At 65.1% G+C, this 20,644-nt stretch carries 21 protein-coding genes; 16 read left to right on the top strand and 5 right to left on the bottom strand.

Annotated elements, in window-relative coordinates; all coding sequences use genetic code 11:
• Nucleotides 1–10: 10 nt before the first annotated feature.
• Both ACVJ19_RS40355 and ACVJ19_RS40350 read right to left on the bottom strand, forming a co-directional pair.
• Entirely contained in the window at nt 11–337 is a 327-nt protein-coding gene (locus ACVJ19_RS40355; RefSeq protein ID WP_453954622.1) for a hypothetical protein, read from the bottom strand.
• Nucleotides 338–539: 202 nt separating this feature from the next.
• Nucleotides 540–764 (bottom strand): hypothetical protein, encoded by a 225-nt coding sequence (locus tag ACVJ19_RS40350; RefSeq protein WP_018648745.1) that lies wholly within the window; start codon nt 762–764, stop codon nt 540–542.
• Nucleotides 765–998: 234 nt separating this feature from the next.
• Between ACVJ19_RS40350 and ACVJ19_RS40345 the strand changes: the two genes are divergently transcribed.
• The 5 genes from ACVJ19_RS40345 to ACVJ19_RS40325 all read left to right on the top strand — a co-directional run bounded on the left by ACVJ19_RS40345 (nt 999) and on the right by ACVJ19_RS40325 (nt 5,872).
• A complete protein-coding gene (locus ACVJ19_RS40345; protein WP_453954621.1) occupies nt 999–1,952 on the top strand; it encodes an N-carbamoyl-D-amino-acid hydrolase in 954 nt (317 codons plus the stop codon).
• Between the two features lie 1,124 nt (nt 1,953–3,076).
• A complete protein-coding gene (locus tag ACVJ19_RS40340) occupies nt 3,077–3,697 on the top strand; it encodes a TetR/AcrR family transcriptional regulator (RefSeq protein ID WP_453954620.1) in 621 nt (206 codons plus the stop codon).
• A 52-nt stretch (nt 3,698–3,749) separates the two neighbouring features.
• On the top strand, nt 3,750–4,943 hold the full coding sequence (locus ACVJ19_RS40335) for an MFS transporter (protein WP_453954619.1): 1,194 nt from the start codon (nt 3,750–3,752) through the stop codon (nt 4,941–4,943).
• A 161-nt stretch (nt 4,944–5,104) separates the two neighbouring features.
• Nucleotides 5,105–5,524, top strand: coding sequence for a DUF4118 domain-containing protein (locus tag ACVJ19_RS40330; protein ID WP_453954618.1), 420 nt, complete (start codon nt 5,105–5,107; stop codon nt 5,522–5,524).
• A gap of 138 nt (nt 5,525–5,662) precedes the next feature.
• Nucleotides 5,663–5,872 carry a hypothetical protein gene (locus tag ACVJ19_RS40325; RefSeq protein ID WP_232993882.1) on the top strand — a complete coding sequence of 70 codons (210 nt, stop codon included), beginning with the start codon at nt 5,663–5,665 and terminating at the stop codon, nt 5,870–5,872.
• Nucleotides 5,873–6,114: 242 nt separating this feature from the next.
• On the opposite strand, the gene ACVJ19_RS40320 is transcribed toward ACVJ19_RS40325, so the two are convergent.
• Nucleotides 6,115–7,092, bottom strand: coding sequence for a LysR family transcriptional regulator (locus ACVJ19_RS40320; RefSeq protein ID WP_453954617.1), 978 nt, complete (start codon nt 7,090–7,092; stop codon nt 6,115–6,117).
• Between the two features lie 120 nt (nt 7,093–7,212).
• On the opposite strand from ACVJ19_RS40320, the gene ACVJ19_RS40315 reads away from it, so the two are divergent.
• The 11 genes from ACVJ19_RS40315 to ACVJ19_RS40265 all read left to right on the top strand — a co-directional run bounded on the left by ACVJ19_RS40315 (nt 7,213) and on the right by ACVJ19_RS40265 (nt 18,462).
• A complete protein-coding gene (locus tag ACVJ19_RS40315; protein ID WP_453954616.1) occupies nt 7,213–8,250 on the top strand; it encodes a class 1 fructose-bisphosphatase in 1,038 nt (345 codons plus the stop codon).
• 12 nt (nt 8,251–8,262) lie between these two features.
• Nucleotides 8,263–9,138, top strand: a complete 876-nt coding sequence (locus ACVJ19_RS40310; RefSeq protein WP_211401688.1) for a phosphoribulokinase — start codon at nt 8,263–8,265, stop codon at nt 9,136–9,138.
• A 16-nt stretch (nt 9,139–9,154) separates the two neighbouring features.
• Entirely contained in the window at nt 9,155–11,173 is a 2,019-nt protein-coding gene (tkt, locus tag ACVJ19_RS40305) for a transketolase (RefSeq protein ID WP_453954615.1), read from the top strand.
• Nucleotides 11,174–11,185: 12 nt separating this feature from the next.
• Nucleotides 11,186–12,271, top strand: coding sequence for a class II fructose-bisphosphate aldolase (gene fba, locus ACVJ19_RS40300; protein WP_453954614.1), 1,086 nt, complete (start codon nt 11,186–11,188; stop codon nt 12,269–12,271).
• 38 nt (nt 12,272–12,309) lie between these two features.
• Complete coding sequence (locus ACVJ19_RS40295) at nt 12,310–13,770, top strand: form I ribulose bisphosphate carboxylase large subunit (RefSeq protein WP_453954612.1); 1,461 nt, start codon at nt 12,310–12,312, stop codon at nt 13,768–13,770.
• An 11-nt stretch (nt 13,771–13,781) separates the two neighbouring features.
• Nucleotides 13,782–14,189, top strand: a complete 408-nt coding sequence (locus ACVJ19_RS40290; RefSeq protein ID WP_453954611.1) for a ribulose bisphosphate carboxylase small subunit — start codon at nt 13,782–13,784, stop codon at nt 14,187–14,189.
• Between the two features lie 98 nt (nt 14,190–14,287).
• Nucleotides 14,288–15,223 carry a CbbX protein gene (cbbX, locus tag ACVJ19_RS40285; protein WP_453954610.1) on the top strand — a complete coding sequence of 312 codons (936 nt, stop codon included), beginning with the start codon at nt 14,288–14,290 and terminating at the stop codon, nt 15,221–15,223.
• Nucleotides 15,220–15,957: a ribulose-phosphate 3-epimerase gene (rpe, locus tag ACVJ19_RS40280; RefSeq protein ID WP_453954609.1), complete on the top strand. Its 738-nt coding sequence runs from the start codon at nt 15,220–15,222 to the stop codon at nt 15,955–15,957. Before cbbX ends, rpe begins: the two co-directional genes overlap by 4 nt.
• Before the next feature lie 271 nt (nt 15,958–16,228).
• On the top strand, nt 16,229–17,389 hold the full coding sequence (locus ACVJ19_RS40275) for a diguanylate cyclase domain-containing protein (protein WP_453955306.1): 1,161 nt from the start codon (nt 16,229–16,231) through the stop codon (nt 17,387–17,389).
• Nucleotides 17,299–18,078 (top strand): putative bifunctional diguanylate cyclase/phosphodiesterase, encoded by a 780-nt coding sequence (locus ACVJ19_RS40270; RefSeq protein WP_453955305.1) that lies wholly within the window; start codon nt 17,299–17,301, stop codon nt 18,076–18,078. The genes ACVJ19_RS40275 and ACVJ19_RS40270 overlap by 91 nt, the downstream gene beginning before the upstream one ends.
• A gap of 171 nt (nt 18,079–18,249) precedes the next feature.
• Nucleotides 18,250–18,462 (top strand): hypothetical protein, encoded by a 213-nt coding sequence (locus ACVJ19_RS40265; RefSeq protein ID WP_453954608.1) that lies wholly within the window; start codon nt 18,250–18,252, stop codon nt 18,460–18,462.
• A 21-nt stretch (nt 18,463–18,483) separates the two neighbouring features.
• Here the strand turns inward: ACVJ19_RS40265 and ACVJ19_RS40260 are convergent, their stop codons facing one another.
• Nucleotides 18,484–19,851, bottom strand: a complete 1,368-nt coding sequence (locus ACVJ19_RS40260; protein WP_453954607.1) for an NAD(P)/FAD-dependent oxidoreductase — start codon at nt 19,849–19,851, stop codon at nt 18,484–18,486.
• 41 nt (nt 19,852–19,892) lie between these two features.
• A complete protein-coding gene (locus tag ACVJ19_RS40255) occupies nt 19,893–20,582 on the bottom strand; it encodes a GntR family transcriptional regulator (RefSeq protein WP_453954606.1) in 690 nt (229 codons plus the stop codon).
• Nucleotides 20,583–20,644 lie beyond the last annotated feature (62 nt).

Genomic DNA, 20,644 nt, shown 5'->3' with positions numbered 1-20,644 from the left:
GTGGATGTCCTCACCGCCGCGCCACCAGCACGCCCAGCAAAAACGCCACCATCAGCGACGGCAGCGGCGCCTCGCGCACCATGCCGCGCACGATGTCTGTCCAGTGCTGCTCCGGGACCAGCCGTGGCGACCTGACTTCCACCATAGGCGTCATGCCCCAATCCGAAGCGAGATCGGTGATCTCGCTTTGCGCGAGTTGCACGCCGTCGCGGACGCGGAAGACGGCAGCCTCCGATCGCTCGCGCGGGGCGAGCGCCATCAGCGTCGCGATCGCCGTGCGCAACGTCATCTCGCCAAAACCTTGCAGCCTTACCGATTCCTCGGGGTCGGACGTCATGGGATAGTCCTCACAGCGCGAAGTGGTGCGCGATGGTGAAGGCAGCGGTCGCGCACAGGACCAGCGTGGAAACCGCGCCCGGCCGCGCCGCGCGCGAGATGGGCTCGCGTCAGGTGCCTGGTCATGATCTTGCTCCATGCTCAGCATGGAAATGGCGGCGAGCAAGGTTGGTTCCTGCGCGGCGCGCGAATCGGCGGGTCGGCTACTTCCGCAGCAGCTCGCTCAACGCCGCCGTCGCCTCCGCGCAGCGGATGTCGTCGATCTCGCGCGACAGGCTGAGCGCGCTCGATCTCAGCTCTTCGAGCTTCCAATTCTCCGGATTCTGGTTTTCGAGCTGGCTGAGACGCTTGTTCAGGTCGTCCAGCCTGGATTGGAGCTGCCCGATGCTGGCGGCCCCATTCACTTTCCAAACGCGTTGTGCGCGCATCGTTATTCCCCTGATAGTCTCACGGCGTTGTGAGAGCGGTTCGTGGCCGCAATGGGAGTTTCTTTTGTCCGGCTTCAGACGGCGGGGAACCGTTGCAGATCGGCAACGGAAATTCCTCGATTGGTCGCGCAGCCCGGCTTGCTGTTGCGCGGCGCGGGCCATAGGCGCGGAATCTGCATGTGCGCGGTCACGACGGCGCGGGTAGCGTGCGTCCAAAAAGCGAAGGACAGACGTGTGGCGAGATTTGTGAATGTGGCGGCCGGCCAGCTTGGCCCGATTGCGAGGCGTGAGACCAGGGCCGAGGTCGTCGCACGCTTGATGGCATTGATGCGGCAAGCCCGGGCCAATGGCTGCGATTTGATCGTCTATCCCGAGCTCGCGCTGACCACTTTCTTTCCGCGCTGGTATTTCGAGGATCAGGCCGAGATCGACAGCTTTTTCGAGCGCGAGATGCCGGGGCCGGAGACGCGAGCCCTGTTCGATCTCGCCCGCGAGCTCGGCATCGGATTTTACCTCGGCTATGCCGAGCTGACGGCCGAGGCCGGCATCGTCAGGCGCTACAATACCTCCATTCTCGTCGACAAGAGCGGCGCGATCGTCGCCAAGTACCGCAAGGTCCATCTGCCCGGCCATGCCGAGCATGAGCCGTGGCGCAAATTCCAGCATCTGGAGAAGCGCTATTTCGAGCCCGGCAGCGGCTTTGGCGTTGTCGATGCATTCGGCGGGATGATGGGAATGGCGATCTGCAACGACCGCCGCTGGAGCGAGACCTACCGCGTGATGGGCCTGCAGGGCGTCGAGATGGTGATGATCGGCTACAACACGCCGGTGCACAATCCGCCCGCGCCGGAGCATGACGACCTCTCGCTGTTCCACAATCACCTGGTGATGCAGTCCGGCGCCTACCAGAACGGCACCTTCGTGGTCGGCGTCGCCAAAGCCGGCGTCGAGGAGGGCGTCGACCACATCGGCGGCAGCTGCATCATCGCGCCCTCAGGCGAGATCATCGCGCGCTGCACGACCAAGGGCGACGAGCTCGCGCTCGCCCGCTGCGATCTCGACCTCTGCAATTCCTACAAGCGCACGACGTTCAATTTCGACGTTCATCGCCAGCCGCAGGCCTACGGGATGATCGTGGAACGGAAGGGTGTGGCGACGATGGCGGATGGAACGCCGGTGAAGGGCTGATGCTCTTGTAGCCCGGGTGAGCGCAGCGATACCCGGGAATCCACTCGCAAAGGTCCCGGATGTCGCTTTCGCTCATCCGGGCTACGAGACCGGGCTGTGTCGCCCGCCTGTCAACCCGCCGCGTCAAAAATATTTCACTTTACCGAAATTCGGATTTGTCGTATGTGTCGCCCATCCCGGCTCATCCTTGAGGGGCGATCATGAGGTCGTCATTGTCGCGAGCCGGGCTTGCGGTGGACGCGGCAGCGTCGGGCGCGAGAGGTTTGGGCAGGGCGGATTGCTCTCCGTGAGCCCAAAACTTCGTGCGGACGAACGGCGCTGTCAGGTTCGTCTCGTCTGTAAGTTTCCGGCTCCGTCGACAGGGCTGGGAAAACTGCGGCGAAATGGCGGGCCGTGCGTATGGCAAAACCGTGTGGTCCTGGCCGTCGTTGCTACGGCCAAGCTCTTGCGGAGGCGGCAGTCGCGTCAACCGGCGCGGTGCTGGTGAATTTCGCAAGGACGAGGGAGGCCAGAAGGAATTCGGCTCCCGGGAGAGCACGGCATAAGCCGTCCAACCATCGCGCAGGGAAGGCCGAGCGATTGGCACCACCTGTATGCTGCTGTGCGGTCTCCTTTGCGCTACCTTTCGCGCAGTGGACCGCGGGTGCGAGGTCAGCACCCGGCCTTCCCTGCGCCCTCTTGGTTCAGAGGGTGGAGAGACGAAGCAAAGCTCGGGCGAAATCAGCCGCGAGGATGCGAAGGCGTGTCTGCGGCCACACACTCGCTGTCATCGCCCGGCCTTGACCGGGCGATCCAGTACTCCGAGACATTTGTTGTTAAGCCGAGAAGCCGCGGCGTACTGGATTCCCCGCTCCAGTGCGCAATTGCGCACAAGGCGGGGAATGACGATGTGGAGACAGCGGTGCGCCGCTCTCTGCTCTCGTGCCCCGGACGCAGCGCAGCGTCTCTTCGACGATGCGCTGCAGAGCCGGGGCCCACATTTCCGACAACGCTGGCGCAGCCTGGGTCCCGGCTCTGCGCCGCAACGCTTGCGCGTTGCAGCTTGTCCGGGACACGAGAAGGCTGGACCGCCAATCACAACCACGTGTCTTTATTCGGAAACAATCATTCCCTATTATATCGCAATGCAAAAAACCGCCCGCCGATCGCAAGCTGTCGCTCGTCCGCCCGGTCGTCCCCGGGAGTTCGACATGGATATCGCGCTCGACCGAGCACTGCGCGTGTTTCGCGAGCGCGGCTATCACGCCACCTCGATCGGCGATCTCACCGCCGCGATGCGGCTTGCCACCGGCAGCGTCTACAAGGCGTTTCGCGACAAGCATGCCGTATTCCTCGCCGCCTTCGAGCGTTATACCGCCTTGCGCCAGGAGCAGACCCGCAGCGCCGCTGCGCGTGGGGAGAATGGCCGCGAGCGGCTGCGCAACGTCCTCTTGTCCTATGCCGAACATTCCCAGGGCATCGAGGGACGGCGCGGCTGTCTCGTGGTCGGCAGCGCGGTGGAATTGTCGGCGGTCGATCCGGTGATCCGTGCGCGCGTGGACGCACAGCTCAAGACCAATGAAGACTTCATCGCCGGCCTCATTCGCGAGGGCCGGGCCGACGGCTCGATTCCGGGCCATGTCAATGCCGACGACACCGCGCGGCTGATGATCTGCATCACGCAAGGCATGCGCGTCGTCGGCAAGGCGCGCCTGCCGCTCGACGGGGCCCGCCTCGTCGGCGTCGCGATGAAGCTGCTCGCCTGAACTCATGCCATATTAGGGAATGATAGTTCCCTATTCTCGGAGACCCACGTAAATGACCATGAATGCCACCATCGAGACCGCACCCGAGCCGGATGCGGTGTCGCAGCGCCTGACCTTCGTGCTTGCCGCGGCCTGTGGCATGGTCGCCGCCAACCTCTATTACGCCCAGCCGCTGATCGCCCCGATCAGCGCCGCGCTCGGCCTGTCGCATGCAGCGGCGGGGCTGATCGTGACCATGACCCAGATCGGCTATGGCGTGGGGCTGCTCTTCATCGTGCCGCTCGGGGACCTCGTCGAGAACCGCGCGCTGATCTGCTCCGTCATCACGCTCGGGGCCGCCGCGTTGCTCGCCGCCGCCTTCGCCACCCATGCGCTGCCGTTCCTGGTGGCCGCGCTGTTCATCGGCCTCGGCTCGGTCGCGGTGCAGATCATCATTCCCTATGCCGCACATCTCGCGCCCGAGGCCATCCGCGGCCGCGTCGTCGGCAACGTCTCGACCGGCCTGATGCTGGGCATCATGCTGGCGCGCCCGGTGTCGAGCTTCGTCACCGCGGCCTCGTCGTGGCATGCGGTGTTCTTCGCCTCCGCCGCGCTGATGATCGTGCTCGCGGCCGCGCTCTGGATGGCGCTGCCGAAGCGCAAGCCCGTCGCGCGCATGCATTACGGCACGCTGCTGCTGTCGATGCCGCATCTGGCCCGGACCACGCCGCTGCTCCGGCGCCGGGCGCTCTACCAGGCGAGCCTGTTCGGCTGCTTCACCCTGTTCTGGACGGTGGCGCCGCTCCAGCTCGCCCGCGCGTTCGGTTTCTCCCAGCGTGGCATCGCGCTGTTTGCGCTGGCCGGCGTTGCCGGCGTGTTCGCAGCGCCCATCGCGGGCCGGCTCGCCGATCGCGGCCATAGCCGGATCGCGACGCTGGTTGCGATGCTGCTCGCGGCCGCAGGCTTCCTCGCGACCTATATCGGTGCGCCCGGCTCGATGCTGAACCTCGCCTGCCTGGTGGCGGCCGCCATTGCCATCGATATCGGCGTGCAGGGCAACGTCGTGCTCGGCTTCCGCGCCATCTTCACGCTCGGGCACGAGCATCGCAGCCGCCTCAACGGCCTCTACATGGCGACGTTCTTCGCGGCCGGCGCCGCCGGCTCCGCGGTCGGCGCCTGGGCCTTCGCACAGGGCGGCTGGGCGCTCGCATCGGCCATTGGCCTCGCTCTGCCCGTGGCGGGCCTGCTCTATGCGGTCACCGAGTAGCCGCCGGCCGGGACCGAAATTGTCCGATGCGCGTGTTTACCAAGCCGGGACACGCGGCCGTGCCATGCGGTATGTGCCGCAATTTCCATCTCGCGGTTTGGTTGCAGTTGTAGTACTTTCGTCGCAATCGGACCTGGTTAACGGGCGGCAGGGGGAGGTTGATGAGGGGTGCGGGGCTGTTTGGCGTACCGCGGGTACGGCCATGGTCGTGGCAGGCGTTTGTGCTGGGCCTCGTCATCGTCGCGGTTTCGGCCCTGCTTCAGGGCATCTGCGTCGCGCTTGGCGCAAAGCTTTATTTCGCGGCGTTCCTGCCAGGCCTGTTCGTGCTCGCGCTCGTCGCGGGCGTGCCGGCCGCGGCGTTCGCTGCACTGCTCACCATTCCGCTGGTGTGGTGGGCGTTCATGCCGCCGTTCTTCGCGTTCAATGCGCTGACCAGCGCGAACGCCGATTCCATCAACCTGTTTTGCCTGCTCGCCGTGCTCCTGATCGGCCTTGCCGATCTGTGCCGGAAGACGATGACGATCAACAGCCGCGGCGGGCTGAAGCCTTCGGGCAAGAGCGCGGCAACGAATTCGCAATAAATCGGCATTGCGCCAGCGTGCACGTTGCGCACGCGCAACAGTCCGGCAACCATGCGCGAGCTTGCCGCGCGCCGCTAACTTTTCGAAAAAGATTTGGCCGCAATTTCTCCCCCGGGAATGACGAGGGAGTTTTTGGACATGAACGGCCAGATCAACGGACACGCCATCCTGGAGAACGTGCGCCGCTATCGCGGCATCGCATCGCTCTATCGCCAGACCGCCGCATTCCGCCCGGGCCAGAGCTGGTCGCTGCTGGAGCAGGCGAGGGATTGGGAAGCGCGGGCGCTGTCGGAGCTGGAAGCCTATTTCGCCACGCGCATGGACTACGCCGCTCCGCTCGCAGCCTGATCGTTGATCGCGCAGGGCGGGGCGCAATCGGCCCCGTCGGGCGCGGGCGACCCGGGGCGACTACGGAGTTGTCTCGATGCCCGCTTGTGCTAGCAACATCCCGATCGAGATCTCCTTTAGGGAGGGCGGGGGCGAGCGATGACCACCTTCAACCGCATATTCACCACAGAGCGCCTGCTGCAGATCATCGTCATTCTGGCAGCGACGATCGCGATGAAGTTGATGGCATAGCCATCGGCGGGCTATGGCCCGCCGAGCTCGGGCACGACGGGCAGATAGTTCGACCCTTCGGAACCAAGAAAATCGAACATCGCCTGCGCCGGCGGCAGCAGCACCTTGTCGCTGCGGCGGATCACGTACCATTGCCGCACGATCGGCAGGCCGGCGACATCGAGCACGATGAGCCGGCCCTCGGTGAGCTCATGTGCCACGGTGTGCGCCGAGATGAAGGCGATGCCGAGCCCGGCGATCACCGCCTGCTTGATGGTCTCGTTGCTGCTCATCTCCATGCCGATGATCGGCTCGAGGTCCGACCTCTGGAACATGCCCTCCATCAGCGTCCGCGTGCCCGAGCCGGGCTCGCGGGTGAGGAAGGTCTCGTGCACGAGATCGGTCAGGCTGAGGCCGGAATCCTTCTCCAGCCAGTGCCCCTTGCGCGCGACGATGACGTGCGGATTGCGTCCGAGCTGACGGACGTCGACGCTGACGTCGGCCGGTGGCCGACCCATCACCGCGAAATCGAGGTCGTAGCCGTGCATGGCCTCGCGGATCTCCTCGCGATTGCCGATGGTGAGCTTGATCTCGATCTTGGGATGTCGCTTCGAGAACGCCGCGATGGCATGCGGCACGAAATATTTCGCGGTCGAGACCGCGCCGAGCTGCACCGTGCCGCCGGTCCGCCCCGCAAGCAGGTCGAGCGCGCCCTGGCAGTCCATGATCGCGGCTTCGACCCGCTCGGCCAGCGCCAGCACCTCCTTGCCCGCCTCGGTCAGCAGCATGCCGTCGCCGGTCCGCTGCACCAGGGGCAGGCCGGCGAGGTCCTGAAGCTGCCGCAGCTGCTGGGTCACGGCCGGCTGCGTCAGCCCGAGATGGCCAGAGGCCGCGGTCACGCTGCCCTTGGCCGACAGCGCCGCAAGCGAGCGAAGCTGCCGGATCGTCAGATGCCGGAGCTGGGCCGCCGCATGGCCGGGGCCATTATAAGAAAATTCTTTGGCGCTCATTATGAATAGAAATTTTCCTTATTAAGCCGCCCCTGTCAATCTCCTGATGCCGGGACTGACCGCACCGACCTCCAGCGTGGAGGGCAATGGATGCGGCGCCGGCCCAGGGGATGGACGCAGATGACCGGGCAACTCAGGCTGGACGACCACCTTCAACGGTATTCAGAGACCGCGCCCCACGCGCTGGCCGTGGCGGCCGCAGTCGATGCCATCGCGGCGGCCGCGATCGAGATCGCCGACCTCATTGCCAGCGGCGATTTGGCGGACGCATCGGGCCTGACCACCGGCCGCAACAGCGACGGCGATGTCCAGCGCGATCTCGACGTGCAGGCGGATGCGATCCTGCGCCGCTGCCTCGGCAGCCTGCCGGTCGCAGCGCTGGCGTCGGAGGAGATGCGCGAGCCGCAGATCGGCGACCGCGACGGCCGGATCTGCGTCGCGATCGATCCGCTCGACGGCTCCTCCAACATCGACATCAACATGACCGTCGGCACGATCTTCTCGATCCTGCCCGCGCCCGATGATCTCGCGCTCGCCTTCCACCAGCGCGGCTCGGCGCAGCTCGCGGCCGGCTTCGTCACCTACGGGCCGCAGACCTCGCTGGTGCTGACGCTCGGCGACGGCGTCGACATCTTCACCCTCGACCGCAAGGCCGGCTGCTTCCGCCTCGCGCGCAGCGCCGTGCAGATCTCCGAGGCCTGCGAGGAGTTCGCGATCAACGCGTCGAATCGCCGGCATTGGGACTCGCCGGTGCGCGCCTTCATCGACGAATGCCTCGCAGGCATCGAAGGCCCTGCCAACCATAATTTCAACATGCGCTGGATCGGCTCGCTGGTCGCGGAGGCCTATCGCATCCTCACCCGCGGCGGCGTGTTCCTCTATCCCTCGGATGCGCGTCCCGGCTATGGCGACGGCCGCCTGCGCCTCATCTATGAGGCGCACCCGATGGCGATGATCATCGAGCAGGCCGGCGGCTCGGCCTCCACCGGGCGCGAGCGCATCCTCGACCTCTCGGCACAGAGCCTGCACCAGCGCGTGCCGCTGATCATGGGATCGAGCAACGAGGTGCGGCGCGTCGAGGAATTGCACTGCGATCCGCTGCTGGTTGCCAGCGTCTCAGCGCCGCTGTTCGCGCGGCGCGGATTCTTCCGGCTCTGAGCGAGGTATCCCATGTCCAGGAAGCATCCGATCATCTCCATCACCGGCTCCTCCGGCGCCGGCACCACCTCGGTGAAGAAGACCTTCGAGCAGATCTTCTTCCGCGAGAAGGTCAACGCCGCCTACATCGAAGGCGACGCCTTCCATCGCTACGACCGCGCCGAGATGCGCACGCAGATGGCGAAGGAAGCCGAGCGCGGCAACAAGCACTTCAGCCATTTCAGCCCCGAGACCAACCTGTTCGAGGAGCTGGAGCGCGCCTTCCGCGACTATGGCGAGACCGGCACGGCGGTGACGCGGCACTACGTCCACGACGCCGAGGAATCCGCGCTGCATGGCGCGGCGCCCGGCACCTTCACCGATTGGAAGCAGCTGCCGGAGAACTCCGACCTGCTGTTCTATGAAGGCCTGCACGGCGCCGTTGTCACCGACAAGGTCAACGTCGCGCGCTATGCCGATCTGAAGATCGGCGTCGTGCCTGTCATCAATCTCGAATGGATCCAGAAGCTGCACCGCGACCGCAGCGCGCGCGGCTATTCGACCGAGGCCGTCACCGACACCATCCTGCGGCGGATGCCCGACTACATCCACTACATCTGCCCGCAATTCACCGAGACCGACATCAACTTCCAGCGCGTCCCGACGGTCGATACCTCGAATCCGTTCATCGCGCGCTGGATCCCGACGCCGGACGAATCGATGGTCGTGATCCGCTTCAAGAACCCGCGCGGCATCGACTTCCCCTATCTGCTGTCGATGTTGCCGCAGAGCTGGATGTCGCGCGCCAATTCGATCGTGTGCCCCGGCGCGAAGCTCGATCTGGCGATGCAGCTGATCCTGACACCGCTGATCATGCAGCTGATCGAGCGCAAGCGCAGCCTGAAGTGAACAGGGAGAGAATCCGATGAACATCTCCGTCCACGCCGAAGCCGACCTCACGGCGGTCACGCACAACGATCTCGCCAACGCCGTCCGCTTCCTCGCGGTCGACGCCATCGAGGTCTCGCAATCCGGCCATCCCGGCCTGCCCATGGGCATGGCCGATGTCGCGACCGTGCTGTTCTCGCGCTTCCTGAAATTCGACTCGGCCCACCCCAACTGGCCGGACCGCGACCGCTTCGTGCTGTCGGCGGGGCACGGCTCGATGCTGCTCTATGCGCTGCTGCACCTCACCGGTGGCGACGTCAGCCTCGACGACATCAAGGCCTTCAGGCAGTGGGGTTCGAAGACGCCGGGCCATCCCGAATATGGTCACACGCCCGGCGTTGAGACCACCACCGGTCCGTTGGGGCAGGGGATCGCGACCGCGGTCGGCATGGCGCTCGCCGAGCGCATGGCCAATGCGCGGCATGGCGATGGCCTCGTCGATCACTTCACCTATGTCATCGCCGGCGACGGCTGCCTGATGGAGGGCATCAGCCAGGAGGCGATCTCGCTCGCCGGCCATCTCGGGCTCGGCCGCTTGATCGTGCTGTTCGATGACAACGGCATCTCCATCGACGGTCCGACCTCGCTTGCAACGTCGGACGACCAGCTCGCCCGTTTCGCAGCCTCCGGCTGGTCGGTGCGCCGCGTCGACGGGCATGATCCCGAGGCCGTTGCGCAGGCGATTGCGGAGGAGCGGGAGACCGCAAAGCCGTCGCTGATCGCTTGCCGCACCATCATCGGCTATGGCGCGCCTGATAGACAGGGCACCGAGAAGGCGCATGGCGCGCCGCTCGGCATCGAGCAGACGGCGGCGGCGCGCCGGACGCTCGGCTGGGACTATCAGCCCTTCGTGGTGCCTGTCACGATCCAGAAGGCATGGCGGATGATCGGGCAGCGCGGGCAGGTCGATCGGCTCGCCTGGCTCGATCGCTACGAAGACGCGACGCCCGAGCAGCGCGATTTGTTCGTTGAGGGCAAGGCCGTCGCGCTGCCGGCCGCCTATGCGCTGGCCGCCGCAAAATTGCGCGAGCGCTTTGCCAGCGAGCGGCCAAAGCTCGCGACGCGGCAGGCCTCGCAGCAGGTGCTCGACGGCATCGCCGGAACGATTCCCGGCCTGGTCGGCGGCTCCGCGGACCTGACCCATTCGAACCTGACGCATGCCAAGGCGCAGGCGCCGGTCAAGAGCGGCGCGTTCGCCGGTGACTACATCCATTATGGCATTCGCGAGCACGGCATGGCCGCTGCGATGAACGGCCTGGCGCTGCATGGCGGCTTCATCCCGTATGGCGGCACGTTCCTCGCGTTCTCCGACTACAGCCGGCCCGCGATCCGCCTTGCGGCCCTGATGCGGCTGCGCGTCATCCATGTGATGACGCACGACTCCATCGGGCTCGGCGAGGATGGGCCGACGCACCAGCCGGTGGAGCATCTCGCGGCGCTGCGGGTCATTCCGAACCTGCTTGTGTTTCGCCCCGCCGACGCAGTGGAAACGCTGGAGGCCTGGGACTGTGCGCTCGAAGCGGAGGATCGCCCCTCGGTGCTGTGCCTGTCGCGGCAGGCGTTGCCGACCTTCCGCAGCGATGTCCGCGGCAGGAACCGCGTCGCACGCGGCGCCTATCTCGTCGTCTCGCCGGATGGCGGCCGCGACGTGACGCTGATCGCAACCGGCTCGGAAGTGTCGATTGCCCTGGAAGCCGCGCGTCTGCTTGCGACCGAACACATCCGCGCGGCCGTCGTGTCCGCACCCTGCTTCGCACTGTTCGAGGAGCAGCCGGAAGATTACCGCGCCTCCGTGCTCGGCACCGCGCCGCGCGTCGGCATCGAGGCGGCCGTCGCCGGCGATTGGCATCGCTGGATCGGCACCGACGGTGAATTCGTCGGCATGCGCGGTTTCGGCGCCTCGGCGCCGGCGCCGGTGCTGTACCGCGAATTCGGCATCACGCCGCAAAGCATTGCGGAAGCGGCCCGCCGGGCGATCGCCCGCAAGAGCCAATAAGGAGGACGACCCTTGGCCCGTATCACCCTTCGCCAATTGCTCGATCACGCCGCAAGCCACGGCTATGCCGTGCCGGCGTTCAACATCAACAACATGGAGCAGGGCATCGCGATCATGCAGGCGGCGGCCGAGGTCGACGCACCTGTCATCATCCAGGCCTCGCGCGGCGCGCGCAGCTATGCCGGCGATCTCATGCTCTCGCACATGATCGACGCGCTGGAGCGGACCTATCCGGACATTCCGCTCTGCATGCACCAGGACCACGGCAATGACGAGGCAACCTGCGCCTCCGCCATCGCCCACGGCTTCACCTCGGTCATGATGGACGGCTCGCTGAAGGCCGACACCAAGACGGCGGCCGACTATGACTACAACGTCGCGATCACGCGCCGCGTCGTCGATCTCGCCCATTGGGTCGGCGCTTCCGTCGAAGGCGAGCTCGGTGTGCTCGGCTCGCTGGAACATGGCGGCGGCGAGCAGGAGGATGGCCACGGCGTCGAGGGCAAGGTCAGTCACGACCAGTTGCTGACCGATCCGGACCAGGCGGTGGATTTCGTCCGCGCAACGAAAGTCGATGCGCTGGCGATCGCGATGGGAACCTCGCACGGCGCCTACAAGTTCAGCCGCAAGCCTGATGGCGACATCCTGGCGATGCGGGTGGTCGAGGAGATCCATCGCCGGCTGCCGAATACGCATCTGGTCATGCACGGCTCCTCCTCGGTGCCGCAGCCGCTCCAGGACATGTTCAACCAGTTCGGCGGCGAGATGCCGCAGACCTGGGGGGTACCGGTCGAGGAGATCGTCCGGGGCATCAAGAGCGGGGTGCGCAAGGTCAATATCGACACCGACTGCCGTCTCGCGATGACCGCGGTGTTCCGCAAAGTGGCCGCGCAGGCTCGCTCCGAGTTCGATCCGCGCAAATTCCTCAAGCCCGCGATGGACGCGATGCGCGAGCTGTGCCGCGAACGGTTCGAGCAGTTCGGCACCGCGGGCCATGCCAGCAAGATCAAGGTGGTCCCGATGAGCGAGATGGCGCGGCGCTATCGCGCAGGCGAGCTCGATCCTCGCATCGATGCCCGCGAGTCCGTGGCGGCTTAGTCAATCAGAAAGAGCAGAGAAAAGAGCAGGAGAGAGACATGAACGCACATGCAGGCACAGTTCGCGGCAAAGATCGCTATCGCTCCGGCGTGATGGAATACAAGCGCATGGGCTATTGGGAGCCCGACTACACGCCAAAGGACACCGACGTCATCGCGCTGTTCCGCGTCACGCCGCAGGAGGGCGTCGACCCGATCGAGGCCTCGGCTGCGGTCGCCGGCGAATCCTCGACCGCGACCTGGACCGTGGTGTGGACCGATCGGCTGACCGCGGCCGAGAAATATCGCGCGAAATGCTATCGCGTCGATCCGGTGCCGGGCACGCCGGGCTCGTATTTCGCCTACATCGCCTACGATCTCGACCTGTTCGAGCCGGGCTCGATCGCCAACCTCTCGGCCTCGATCATCGGCAACGTGTTCGGCTTCAAGCCGCTGAAGGCGCTACGCCTCGAGGACATGCGTTTCCCGGTCGCCTATGTGAAGACATTCCAGGGCCCGGCGACGGGCATCGTGGTCGAGCGCGAACGGCTCGACAAGTTCGGCCGGCCGCTGCTGGGCGCAACGGTGAAACCGAAGCTCGGTCTGTCCGGCCGCAACTACGGCCGCGTGGTCTACGAGGCCCTGAAGGGCGGACTCGACTTCACCAAGGACGACGAGAACATCAACTCGCAGCCCTTCATGCACTGGCGCGATCGCTTCCTCTACTGCATGGAGGCGGTGAACCGCGCGCAGGCTGCTTCCGGCGAGGTGAAGGGCACGTACCTGAACATCACCGCAGGGACCATGGAGGACATGTACGAGCGCGCGGAGTTCGCGAAAGAGCTCGGATCGTGCATCGTCATGATCGACCTCGTGATCGGCTACACCGCGATCCAGTCGATGGCCAAATGGGCGCGGCGCAACGACATGATCCTGCATCTGCACCGCGCCGGTCACTCGACCTATACGCGGCAGAAGAGCCATGGCGTGTCGTTCCGCGTCATCGCCAAATGGATGCGCCTGGCCGGCGTCGACCACATCCACGCTGGCACGGTGGTCGGCAAGCTCGAAGGCGATCCGAACACCACGCGTGGCTACTACGATGTCTGCCGCGAGGACTTCAACCCGACCAAGCTCGAGCACGGCCTGTTCTTCGACCAGCATTGGGCGAGCCTCAACAAGATGATGCCGGTGGCCTCCGGCGGCATCCATGCCGGCCAGATGCACCAGCTGCTCGACCTGCTCGGCGAAGATGTCGTGCTGCAATTCGGCGGCGGCACCATCGGCCACCCCATGGGGATTGCGGCCGGCGCGACCGCCAATCGTGTGGCGCTGGAAGCGATGATCCTCGCCCGCAACGAAGGCCGCGACTACGTCCATGAGGGCCCGGAGATCCTGGCCAGGGCCGCCGAAACCTGCACGCCGCTGAAGGCCGCGCTCGAGGTCTGGAAGGACGTCACTTTCAACTACCAATCCACCGACACGCCGGACTTCGTGCCGACGGCGCTGGAAACCGTCTGAGGAGATTTGACATGAAACTGACCCAGGGATGCTTCTCGTACCTGCCGGATCTGACCGACGAGCAGATCACCAGCCAGGTGCAGTATTGCCTCGCCAATGGCTGGGCGGTGAACATCGAATTCACCGACGACCCGCATCCCCGCAACACCTATTGGGAGATGTGGGGCCTGCCGATGTTCGATCTCCAGGACGCCGCCGGCGTGATGATGGAGCTCGCCGAATGCCGCAGGGTGTATGGCGACCGCTACATCCGCATCAGCGGCTTCGATTCCAGCCATGGCTGGGAGTCGGTGCGGATCTCGTTCCTCGTCAACCGGCCGCCGCAGGAAGCGGAATTCGAGCTGGTGCGGCAGGAAGCGGCCGGACGCGCGATCCGCTACACCACGGTGCGGAAGCCCGCCGCCCACGCGCCTCAATAGCCATTCTCTCTCCGCGCGGAGCACTCCCTGCTCCGTATCCTTGGCGGACCACTGCTTCGCCGCTCCCCCGCGGCGAAGCTCTTTTCTTCGAGGTGCCGATGCTCGATGTCCCCCATGCCACGACGACCGAACAGAGCGAGACCCAATTCGATCTCCGCAAGGAGGCCGAAGCGGCCGGGATCACCGATACGCTGCAACAGCTCGATCAGGAGCTGATCGGGCTCAAGCCCGTCAAGAACCGCGTGCGCCAGATCGCCTCGCTGCTGCTGATCGAGCGCATCCGGCAGCGCGCGGGTCTCGCCGCCGCGCCGCCGACGCTGCACATGTCGTTCACGGGCAATCCCGGTACCGGCAAGACGACTGTCGCGCTGCGCATGGCGAAGATCCTGCACGGCCTCGGCTTCGTGCGGCGCGGGCAGGTGATCTCGGTGACGCGCGACGACCTCGTCGGCCAGTATATCGGCCACACCGCGCCGAAGACGAAGGAGATCCTGAAGAAGGCGATGGGCGGCGTGCTGTTCATCGACGAGGCCTATTATCTGCATCGACCCGACAACGAGCGCGACTACGGCCAGGAATCCATCGAGATCCTGCTCCAGGTGATGGAAAACCAGCGCGAGGACCTGGTCGTGATCCTCGCCGGCTATGGCGAGCGGATGACGAGCTTCTTCGCCTCCAATCCAGGCTTCCGCTCGCGCATCGCGCACCACATCGAATTCCCTGATTATGCGGAGGCCGAGCTGCTCGTCATTGCCGAGCTGATGCTGAAGGAGCGGGGTTATCGCTTCTCGGTAGCGGCACGCGAGGCGTTCGAGAAATACATCGCCTTGCGCCGGACCCAGCCGTTCTTCTCCAACGCCCGCTCGATTCGCAACGCGGTCGATCGCATCCGCCTGCGGCAGGCCGATCGCCTGGTGTCCGATCTCAACCGCATGCTCGATGTCGCAGACCTCGAAACCATCGACCCGGCGGATGTCCTTGCGAGCCGCGTCTTCAGCGGCGGTCCGGTTGCGGAAAGGAACGTGAAGGCATGACCAGCGAGATCCTTATTGCTCCCTCGATCCTGGCTGCAGACTTCGCGCGTCTCGGCGAGGAGATCGCGGCGATCGACGCGGCCGGCGCCGACTGGATCCATTGCGACGTGATGGACGGACATTTCGTCCCGAACATCAGCTTTGGTGCCGACGTCATCAAGGCGATCCGGCCGCTGACGAAGAAGGTCTTCGACGTACATCTCATGATCGCACCGGCCGATCCCTACCTCGAGGCGTTCGCGAAGGCAGGCGCTGACGTCATCACGATCCACGCCGAAGCGGGTCCGCATCTCGACCGCTCGCTGCAGGCGATCCGCGCGCTCGGGAAGAAGGCCGGCGTCAGCCTCTGTCCCTCCACACCGGAGAGCACGATCGAATACGTGCTCGATCGCCTCGACCTCGTGCTGGTGATGACGGTCAATCCGGGCTTCGGCGGCCAGGCCTTCCTCGAATCCCAGCTCGAAAAGATCCGGCGCATTCGAAGCATGATCGGCGACCGGCCGATCCGGCTCGAGGTCGATGGCGGTATCACGCGCGACAATGCTGCTGCAGTTGCTGCCGCCGGCGTCGATACGCTGGTGGCGGGCTCCGCCGTGTTCCGCGGCAAGAGCAGCGCCGATTATGCCGCCAACATCGCCGCCATTCGCATTGCCGCTGAGGCCGGTCGGGTTCCGAAGCTGCAACATAGTTCCGCGCAGCCGAAGCGCGCGGGCGAAGGAGGTCGCATCCGGTAGACTACGGGAGGCGCAAGCATCAAAAGCTTCGTCGTTCCGGTTGTCCCAAGGCGTGGCACTTTGCTCCGGGGATCTACGGAGGATACTGTACAAACCGATTGGCTCTTTCAGGTCAGGGTAACCAACGCGCCTGAGGCGAAAATTCGATTAACGTCCGCGCAACGCTAAGCGTCACAAGCTGCGCCCTAGAAGTGCGAGAGTGCGCGGGGATGCGGATCGAGGACATTTTCAGGCATGTGGCCTCCGCGCGGCGCGGAGTGCTCGCGTGAGCATGCATCGGCTGTTCGCCGAGCAGCTTCGCTGCGCCACAGACGCCAGCGGACGAGTCGACGTGGTCAAGCTGGGCGAGCTCGTCAGCGCGGCCTATGCAGCAAGCGAGCGCGACCGCCAGCGGATGATCGACGCCCGCGCGCGCACGCACGATGAGGTCGAGCAAGATCTGCTGCGGACCCAGGAGTTCCTCGACACTATCGTCGAAAACATCCCGATCGCCGTGTTCGCGAAATGCGCGAAGGATTCGCGCTATATCCTGCTCAACCGTGCCGGCGAGAGATATTATGGCATGCCCCGCGAACAGATGCTGGGTCGGACACCGGACGAGATCTTTCCGGCCGACGTCGCCCGCATCATCAATGAGCAGGATCGTCGAGTCGTTGCCAGCGGCATGCCGATGTTCCTCGAGGAGCACCTGCTCGAAATAGGCGTCAAGGGTCACGACCGCGTCGTCAATTCACGCAAAATGCTGATCACGGATGGCGCCGGCGATCCGCAATATCTGGTCGGCGTGATCGAGGACGTCACCGAGCGCGTCACCACCCGGGAACGCATCAGCCACCTGGCATATCATGATGCGCTGACCGACCTGCCGAACCGTAGTGCTTTCAACGCGGCGCTGGACGAGCGGCTGGAGCGGGCGCAGGAGGCCTCGACCAGTTTTGCGGTGCTCAGCCTCGATCTCGACCGCTTCAAGGAGGTCAACGACGTCTTCGGCCACCCGGTCGGCGACATGTTGATACGGGCGGCGGCCGATCGTCTTGCCGCGGAAGCCGATGGCGCCTTCGTCGCCCGCATCGGCGGCGACGAGTTCATGATCCTGATGCCCGACAACGTCCGCCGTGAGGACGTGCTGACGCTCGCCGAGCGGCTGGTCGAGGTGATTGGCAAGGAACTCGAGATCGACGACTATCTTTCCCAGGTCGGCGTCAGCATCGGTATTGCTGTCTACGCCGATGACGGCGTGGATGCGGCGACGCTGCTCGCCAAGCCGATTCCGCGCTCTATCGCGCCAAGCGCGAGGGGCGGGGCAGGGTCCGGTTCTTCGAATCCGACACGGACCAGGAGCTGCGCGACCGCAGGCTGCTGCAGCATGATCTGCGGCAGGCGCTGGAGCAGAACCAGCTCCTGGTCTTCTTCCAGCCGCAGGCGCGGATAGATGGCGAGGTGATCGGCTTCGAGGCGCTGCTGCGCTGGAATCACCCGACGCGAGGCTTCGTGCTGCCGGACCAGTTCATTCCACTCGCCGAGGAGAACGGGCTGATCATCGAGATCGGCGAATGGGTGCTGCGTGAGGCCTGCCGCGAGGCGGCATCCTGGCCGCGGCCGTTGCAGGTCGCGGTCAATTTGTCGCCGGTCCAGTTCCAGGCCGGCAATCTCGAACGCTCGATCCATCAGATCCTGCTGGAGACGGGGCTTTCACCAACGCGGCTCGAGGTCGAGATCACCGAGGGCGTGCTGATTGGAGATTTCACCCGCGCGCTCAACCTGCTGCGGCGGCTGAAGGCGCTCGGCATCCGTATCGCGATGGACGATTTCGGCACCGGTTACTCCTCGCTGTCCTATCTGCAGTCGTTTCCGTTCGACAAGATTAAGATCGACCGCAGCTTCATCTCCAATATCGAGGCGACGCCGCAATCGGCCGAGATCGTCCGCGCGGTGCTAAGCCTTGCGCATGCGCTGAATATCCCTGTTGTCGCCGAAGGCGTCGAGACGGAAGCGCAGCGTGCCTTTCTGGCGCGCGAGGCCTGCGAGGAGATGCAGGGATATCTCGTCGGCCGGCCCGAGTTGATCGAGCGTTATCTCGACCTGGTCGGCGTGACCGTGGAGCGCCGCCTCTACGCCTAGTGCATTGGGACGAGAGTTCCACGCGGACGTTTGGAACTAAAATTCTGACCCGGCTTTCTCGAAAGTTGACCGAGGTCAGGCGCGTTATGCACGCAGCAAATGTTTTGCATAAACGCCATCGGCGTGACGCAAATCAGGGCAATAAACCCAGTGAATGCGAGGGAGGGTCTCATGGAGAACGTACGTCGCTACCGGGCGCTGGCGTCCCTCTGTCGTCAGCAGGCCGCCTACAGGCCGCTTCAGAACTGGGAACTCCTCGGCCAGGCCGAGCATTTCGAACATCTCGCCGAGGTCGCGCTGAAGGCGCATTTCGACGCGTGCAATGCGCAACGCGAAGAGGACGTAGTCGCGGCTGCAGCATGGGAGGCGCCCGCCGCGGCGTGAGAGCGTCGGGCTTATGGGCCGCTAGAGCAGCCCGCGACTTTCGGCATTCTCCAGCTCGTTCATGAGCGCCTGGTTTTCGTAGCGTGCAAGCGAGAGCGCGCCGGCAAAGGAAGGAACCGGCGCGCCGACAACCGCCCGGGCGCAGAGGTCGCCCGCAGCGCATGCCGACATCGTCCCATAGCCAGACAAGGCGGCCGTCAGGAATACGCCGGGCGTCCTGGCTGCGCCGATCAGCGGCCAGTTCTCCTTCGTCATCGGATAGAAGCCACCGTAATGCACACGGTCGCGCGGCAGGGCGTCCAGATATTGCCTGAGCGCGGGTTGGAGCCGGCTTGCGGCGCGAAGCACGATTTCGGGGAAATAGGGATTGAGCTCGGGTTCGCGCGTGGGCTCGGCCGGCTCTGCGTTGAAGGCCCAGCCCAGCTTGATCCATTGACCGTGATCGCCGCCGTCGGGGCGGCAATGAATGCTGCCCGGCATGGGCTCCAGCAGGCGGGCAAGTTCCGGAGACGCGGCCAGTGCCTCGCGCTCGTCGGTCGACCAAGCTAACGTCTGGCCGTCGAGATCGATCGCAAACGGCATCTTCCGGTCAACCGCGCGGTTGCGGTCGACGAAGGCGATCTTCTGCTGGACCACGTTGAAGATCGGCAGCTCTTCGCCATGCATGGCTGCGATGTACGCCGCAAACGGGCCGGCGGCATTGACGATGATATCGGCCCTGATGGTCTGGCGCGTGCCATCGGCGATGACGTCGACCACAAACCGGTCGGCCTTCGAAATGCCCACCACGCGCGCCTGCTGAAACTGAGCGCCCAAAGGGCGCATCGTCTCCAGCATGTACTGGCCGAGCTGCTGACCGCTGATGTCGCCGGCCCTGCGGATATGCAGTGCAGTGGCGACCTCGCTGTCGAAGGCCGGGTAATATTGGTGGATGAGGTCGCGGCCGAGCAGCACATCGACGCCGTCGGGCGCGGTCTGCCAGTCGGCCGACAGCGGGGGCGAATAGTCCTTGGCTGCGCCATCGTGCAGGCGGATCAGCTTCGAGGCCGAAGTGCCGTAGCCTGCATATAATTGCTGCAGCAGCTCTTCCGGCCTCTCGTCGCGCGTCACGAGAAGATAACCGCGCCGCGTCATGTGGAAGCGGTTGTCGGTGCGACGCGCGATGTCCTCCATCAGATCGGTGCTGTGGTCGGTGAACGCGGCCATGGTCGGATGCGGCCACCAATTGCGATAGTTCTCGCCCGACTGGGCGGACGTCAGCGCCATTGGCTGGCCCTCGTCCACGATCAACAGGCGCGAGCGCTTGTGCTGGACGGCAAGGTAATAGGCAGTGGCAAGGCCTGCCATGCCCGCGCCAATGACCAGGATTTCGACGTCGTTCGTCTTCAAGCGGACTCTCCTTGAGCACGGTGGGCGGATTGATCCCAAGATCAATCCGTCTTGTCCCGCGATGCATGCCGCTGAGCCGATCTCAGCGTCTTCTGCGTCTGCACGATATGCTCGCGCAGCAGGCGCACGGCCTTCTCGACGTCGCCGTCGTGGCAGTATTCGAGCAGCTGATAATGCTCACGCTGGGGTCGATCCTTGCCGGTGGCGCGCGAGACCAGCGCACGCGTGAAGCGGCTGACATGACCGTAGTTGGCCTCGATCATCGCGAGCAGGCGCGGGCTATTGCAGGGGGCGTAGAGCGCGCTGTGGAAGCGCCAGTTGAACGCGCCCCATTTCTCCGGATCAGGCTCATCATCATAGGAACGCAGGACTGCACGGGCGTCGTCGAGATCGATGTCACCCATGGCCGGGATGGCAAGGCGTAGCGCGTGACATTCGAGCGCAATGCGGATTTCGAGTAGCTCCACCACCTCGTCGATGGAGAGATCCGAGACCACCGCCCCGCGATTGGGCAGGAACGTCACAAAGCCCTCGGCCTCCAACTGCCGCAGCGCCTCTCTGACGGGGATGCGGCTGGTCCCGAATTTTTCGGCGAGCTCGTCCTGCCGGAGCTGAATGCCAGGCGCGAGCTCGCCGGCGCTGATCGCGCGCCTCAGCGCCTCGCGGACCGTGTCGGGCGTCGAGCCGTGAAGGCCGCCGTTGCGTTGCTTCGCCGCTGCTTCCGATTTCATCCGGCATCTCGTCGCGGTTGCCCCAGGATTGATTGTATAAAATCAGTTGGCAGATTATGCAA

It is taken from the genome of Bradyrhizobium sp. USDA 376 (genome assembly GCF_054063675.1).
The sequence above is the reverse complement of the archived record's forward strand: the minus strand, read 5'-3'. Positions and strand labels throughout refer to the sequence as shown.

Bases quoted from the DNA above. Each gene is read 5' to 3' on its own strand.
- cbbX (WP_453954610.1), top strand. From the start codon at position 14,288: ATGCTCGATGTCCCCCATGCCACGACGACCGAACAGAGCGAGACCCAA.
- ACVJ19_RS40340 (WP_453954620.1), top strand. From the start codon at position 3,077: ATGCAAAAAACCGCCCGCCGATCGCAAGCTGTCGCTCGTCCGCCCGGT.
- ACVJ19_RS40335 (WP_453954619.1), top strand. From the start codon at position 3,750: ATGACCATGAATGCCACCATCGAGACCGCACCCGAGCCGGATGCGGTG.
- ACVJ19_RS40310 (WP_211401688.1), top strand. From the start codon at position 8,263: ATGTCCAGGAAGCATCCGATCATCTCCATCACCGGCTCCTCCGGCGCC.
- ACVJ19_RS40320 (WP_453954617.1), bottom strand. From the start codon at position 7,092: ATGAGCGCCAAAGAATTTTCTTATAATGGCCCCGGCCATGCGGCGGCC.
- ACVJ19_RS40290 (WP_453954611.1), top strand. From the start codon at position 13,782: ATGAAACTGACCCAGGGATGCTTCTCGTACCTGCCGGATCTGACCGAC.
- ACVJ19_RS40350 (WP_018648745.1), bottom strand. From the start codon at position 764: ATGCGCGCACAACGCGTTTGGAAAGTGAATGGGGCCGCCAGCATCGGG.
- ACVJ19_RS40265 (WP_453954608.1), top strand. From the start codon at position 18,250: ATGGAGAACGTACGTCGCTACCGGGCGCTGGCGTCCCTCTGTCGTCAG.
- ACVJ19_RS40255 (WP_453954606.1), bottom strand. From the start codon at position 20,582: ATGAAATCGGAAGCAGCGGCGAAGCAACGCAACGGCGGCCTTCACGGC.
- ACVJ19_RS40330 (WP_453954618.1), top strand. From the start codon at position 5,105: ATGAGGGGTGCGGGGCTGTTTGGCGTACCGCGGGTACGGCCATGGTCG.
- ACVJ19_RS40295 (WP_453954612.1), top strand. From the start codon at position 12,310: ATGAACGCACATGCAGGCACAGTTCGCGGCAAAGATCGCTATCGCTCC.
- ACVJ19_RS40325 (WP_232993882.1), top strand. From the start codon at position 5,663: ATGAACGGCCAGATCAACGGACACGCCATCCTGGAGAACGTGCGCCGC.
- ACVJ19_RS40275 (WP_453955306.1), top strand. From the start codon at position 16,229: ATGCATCGGCTGTTCGCCGAGCAGCTTCGCTGCGCCACAGACGCCAGC.
- ACVJ19_RS40355 (WP_453954622.1), bottom strand. From the start codon at position 337: ATGACGTCCGACCCCGAGGAATCGGTAAGGCTGCAAGGTTTTGGCGAG.
- ACVJ19_RS40315 (WP_453954616.1), top strand. From the start codon at position 7,213: ATGACCGGGCAACTCAGGCTGGACGACCACCTTCAACGGTATTCAGAG.
- rpe (WP_453954609.1), top strand. From the start codon at position 15,220: ATGACCAGCGAGATCCTTATTGCTCCCTCGATCCTGGCTGCAGACTTC.
- tkt (WP_453954615.1), top strand. From the start codon at position 9,155: ATGAACATCTCCGTCCACGCCGAAGCCGACCTCACGGCGGTCACGCAC.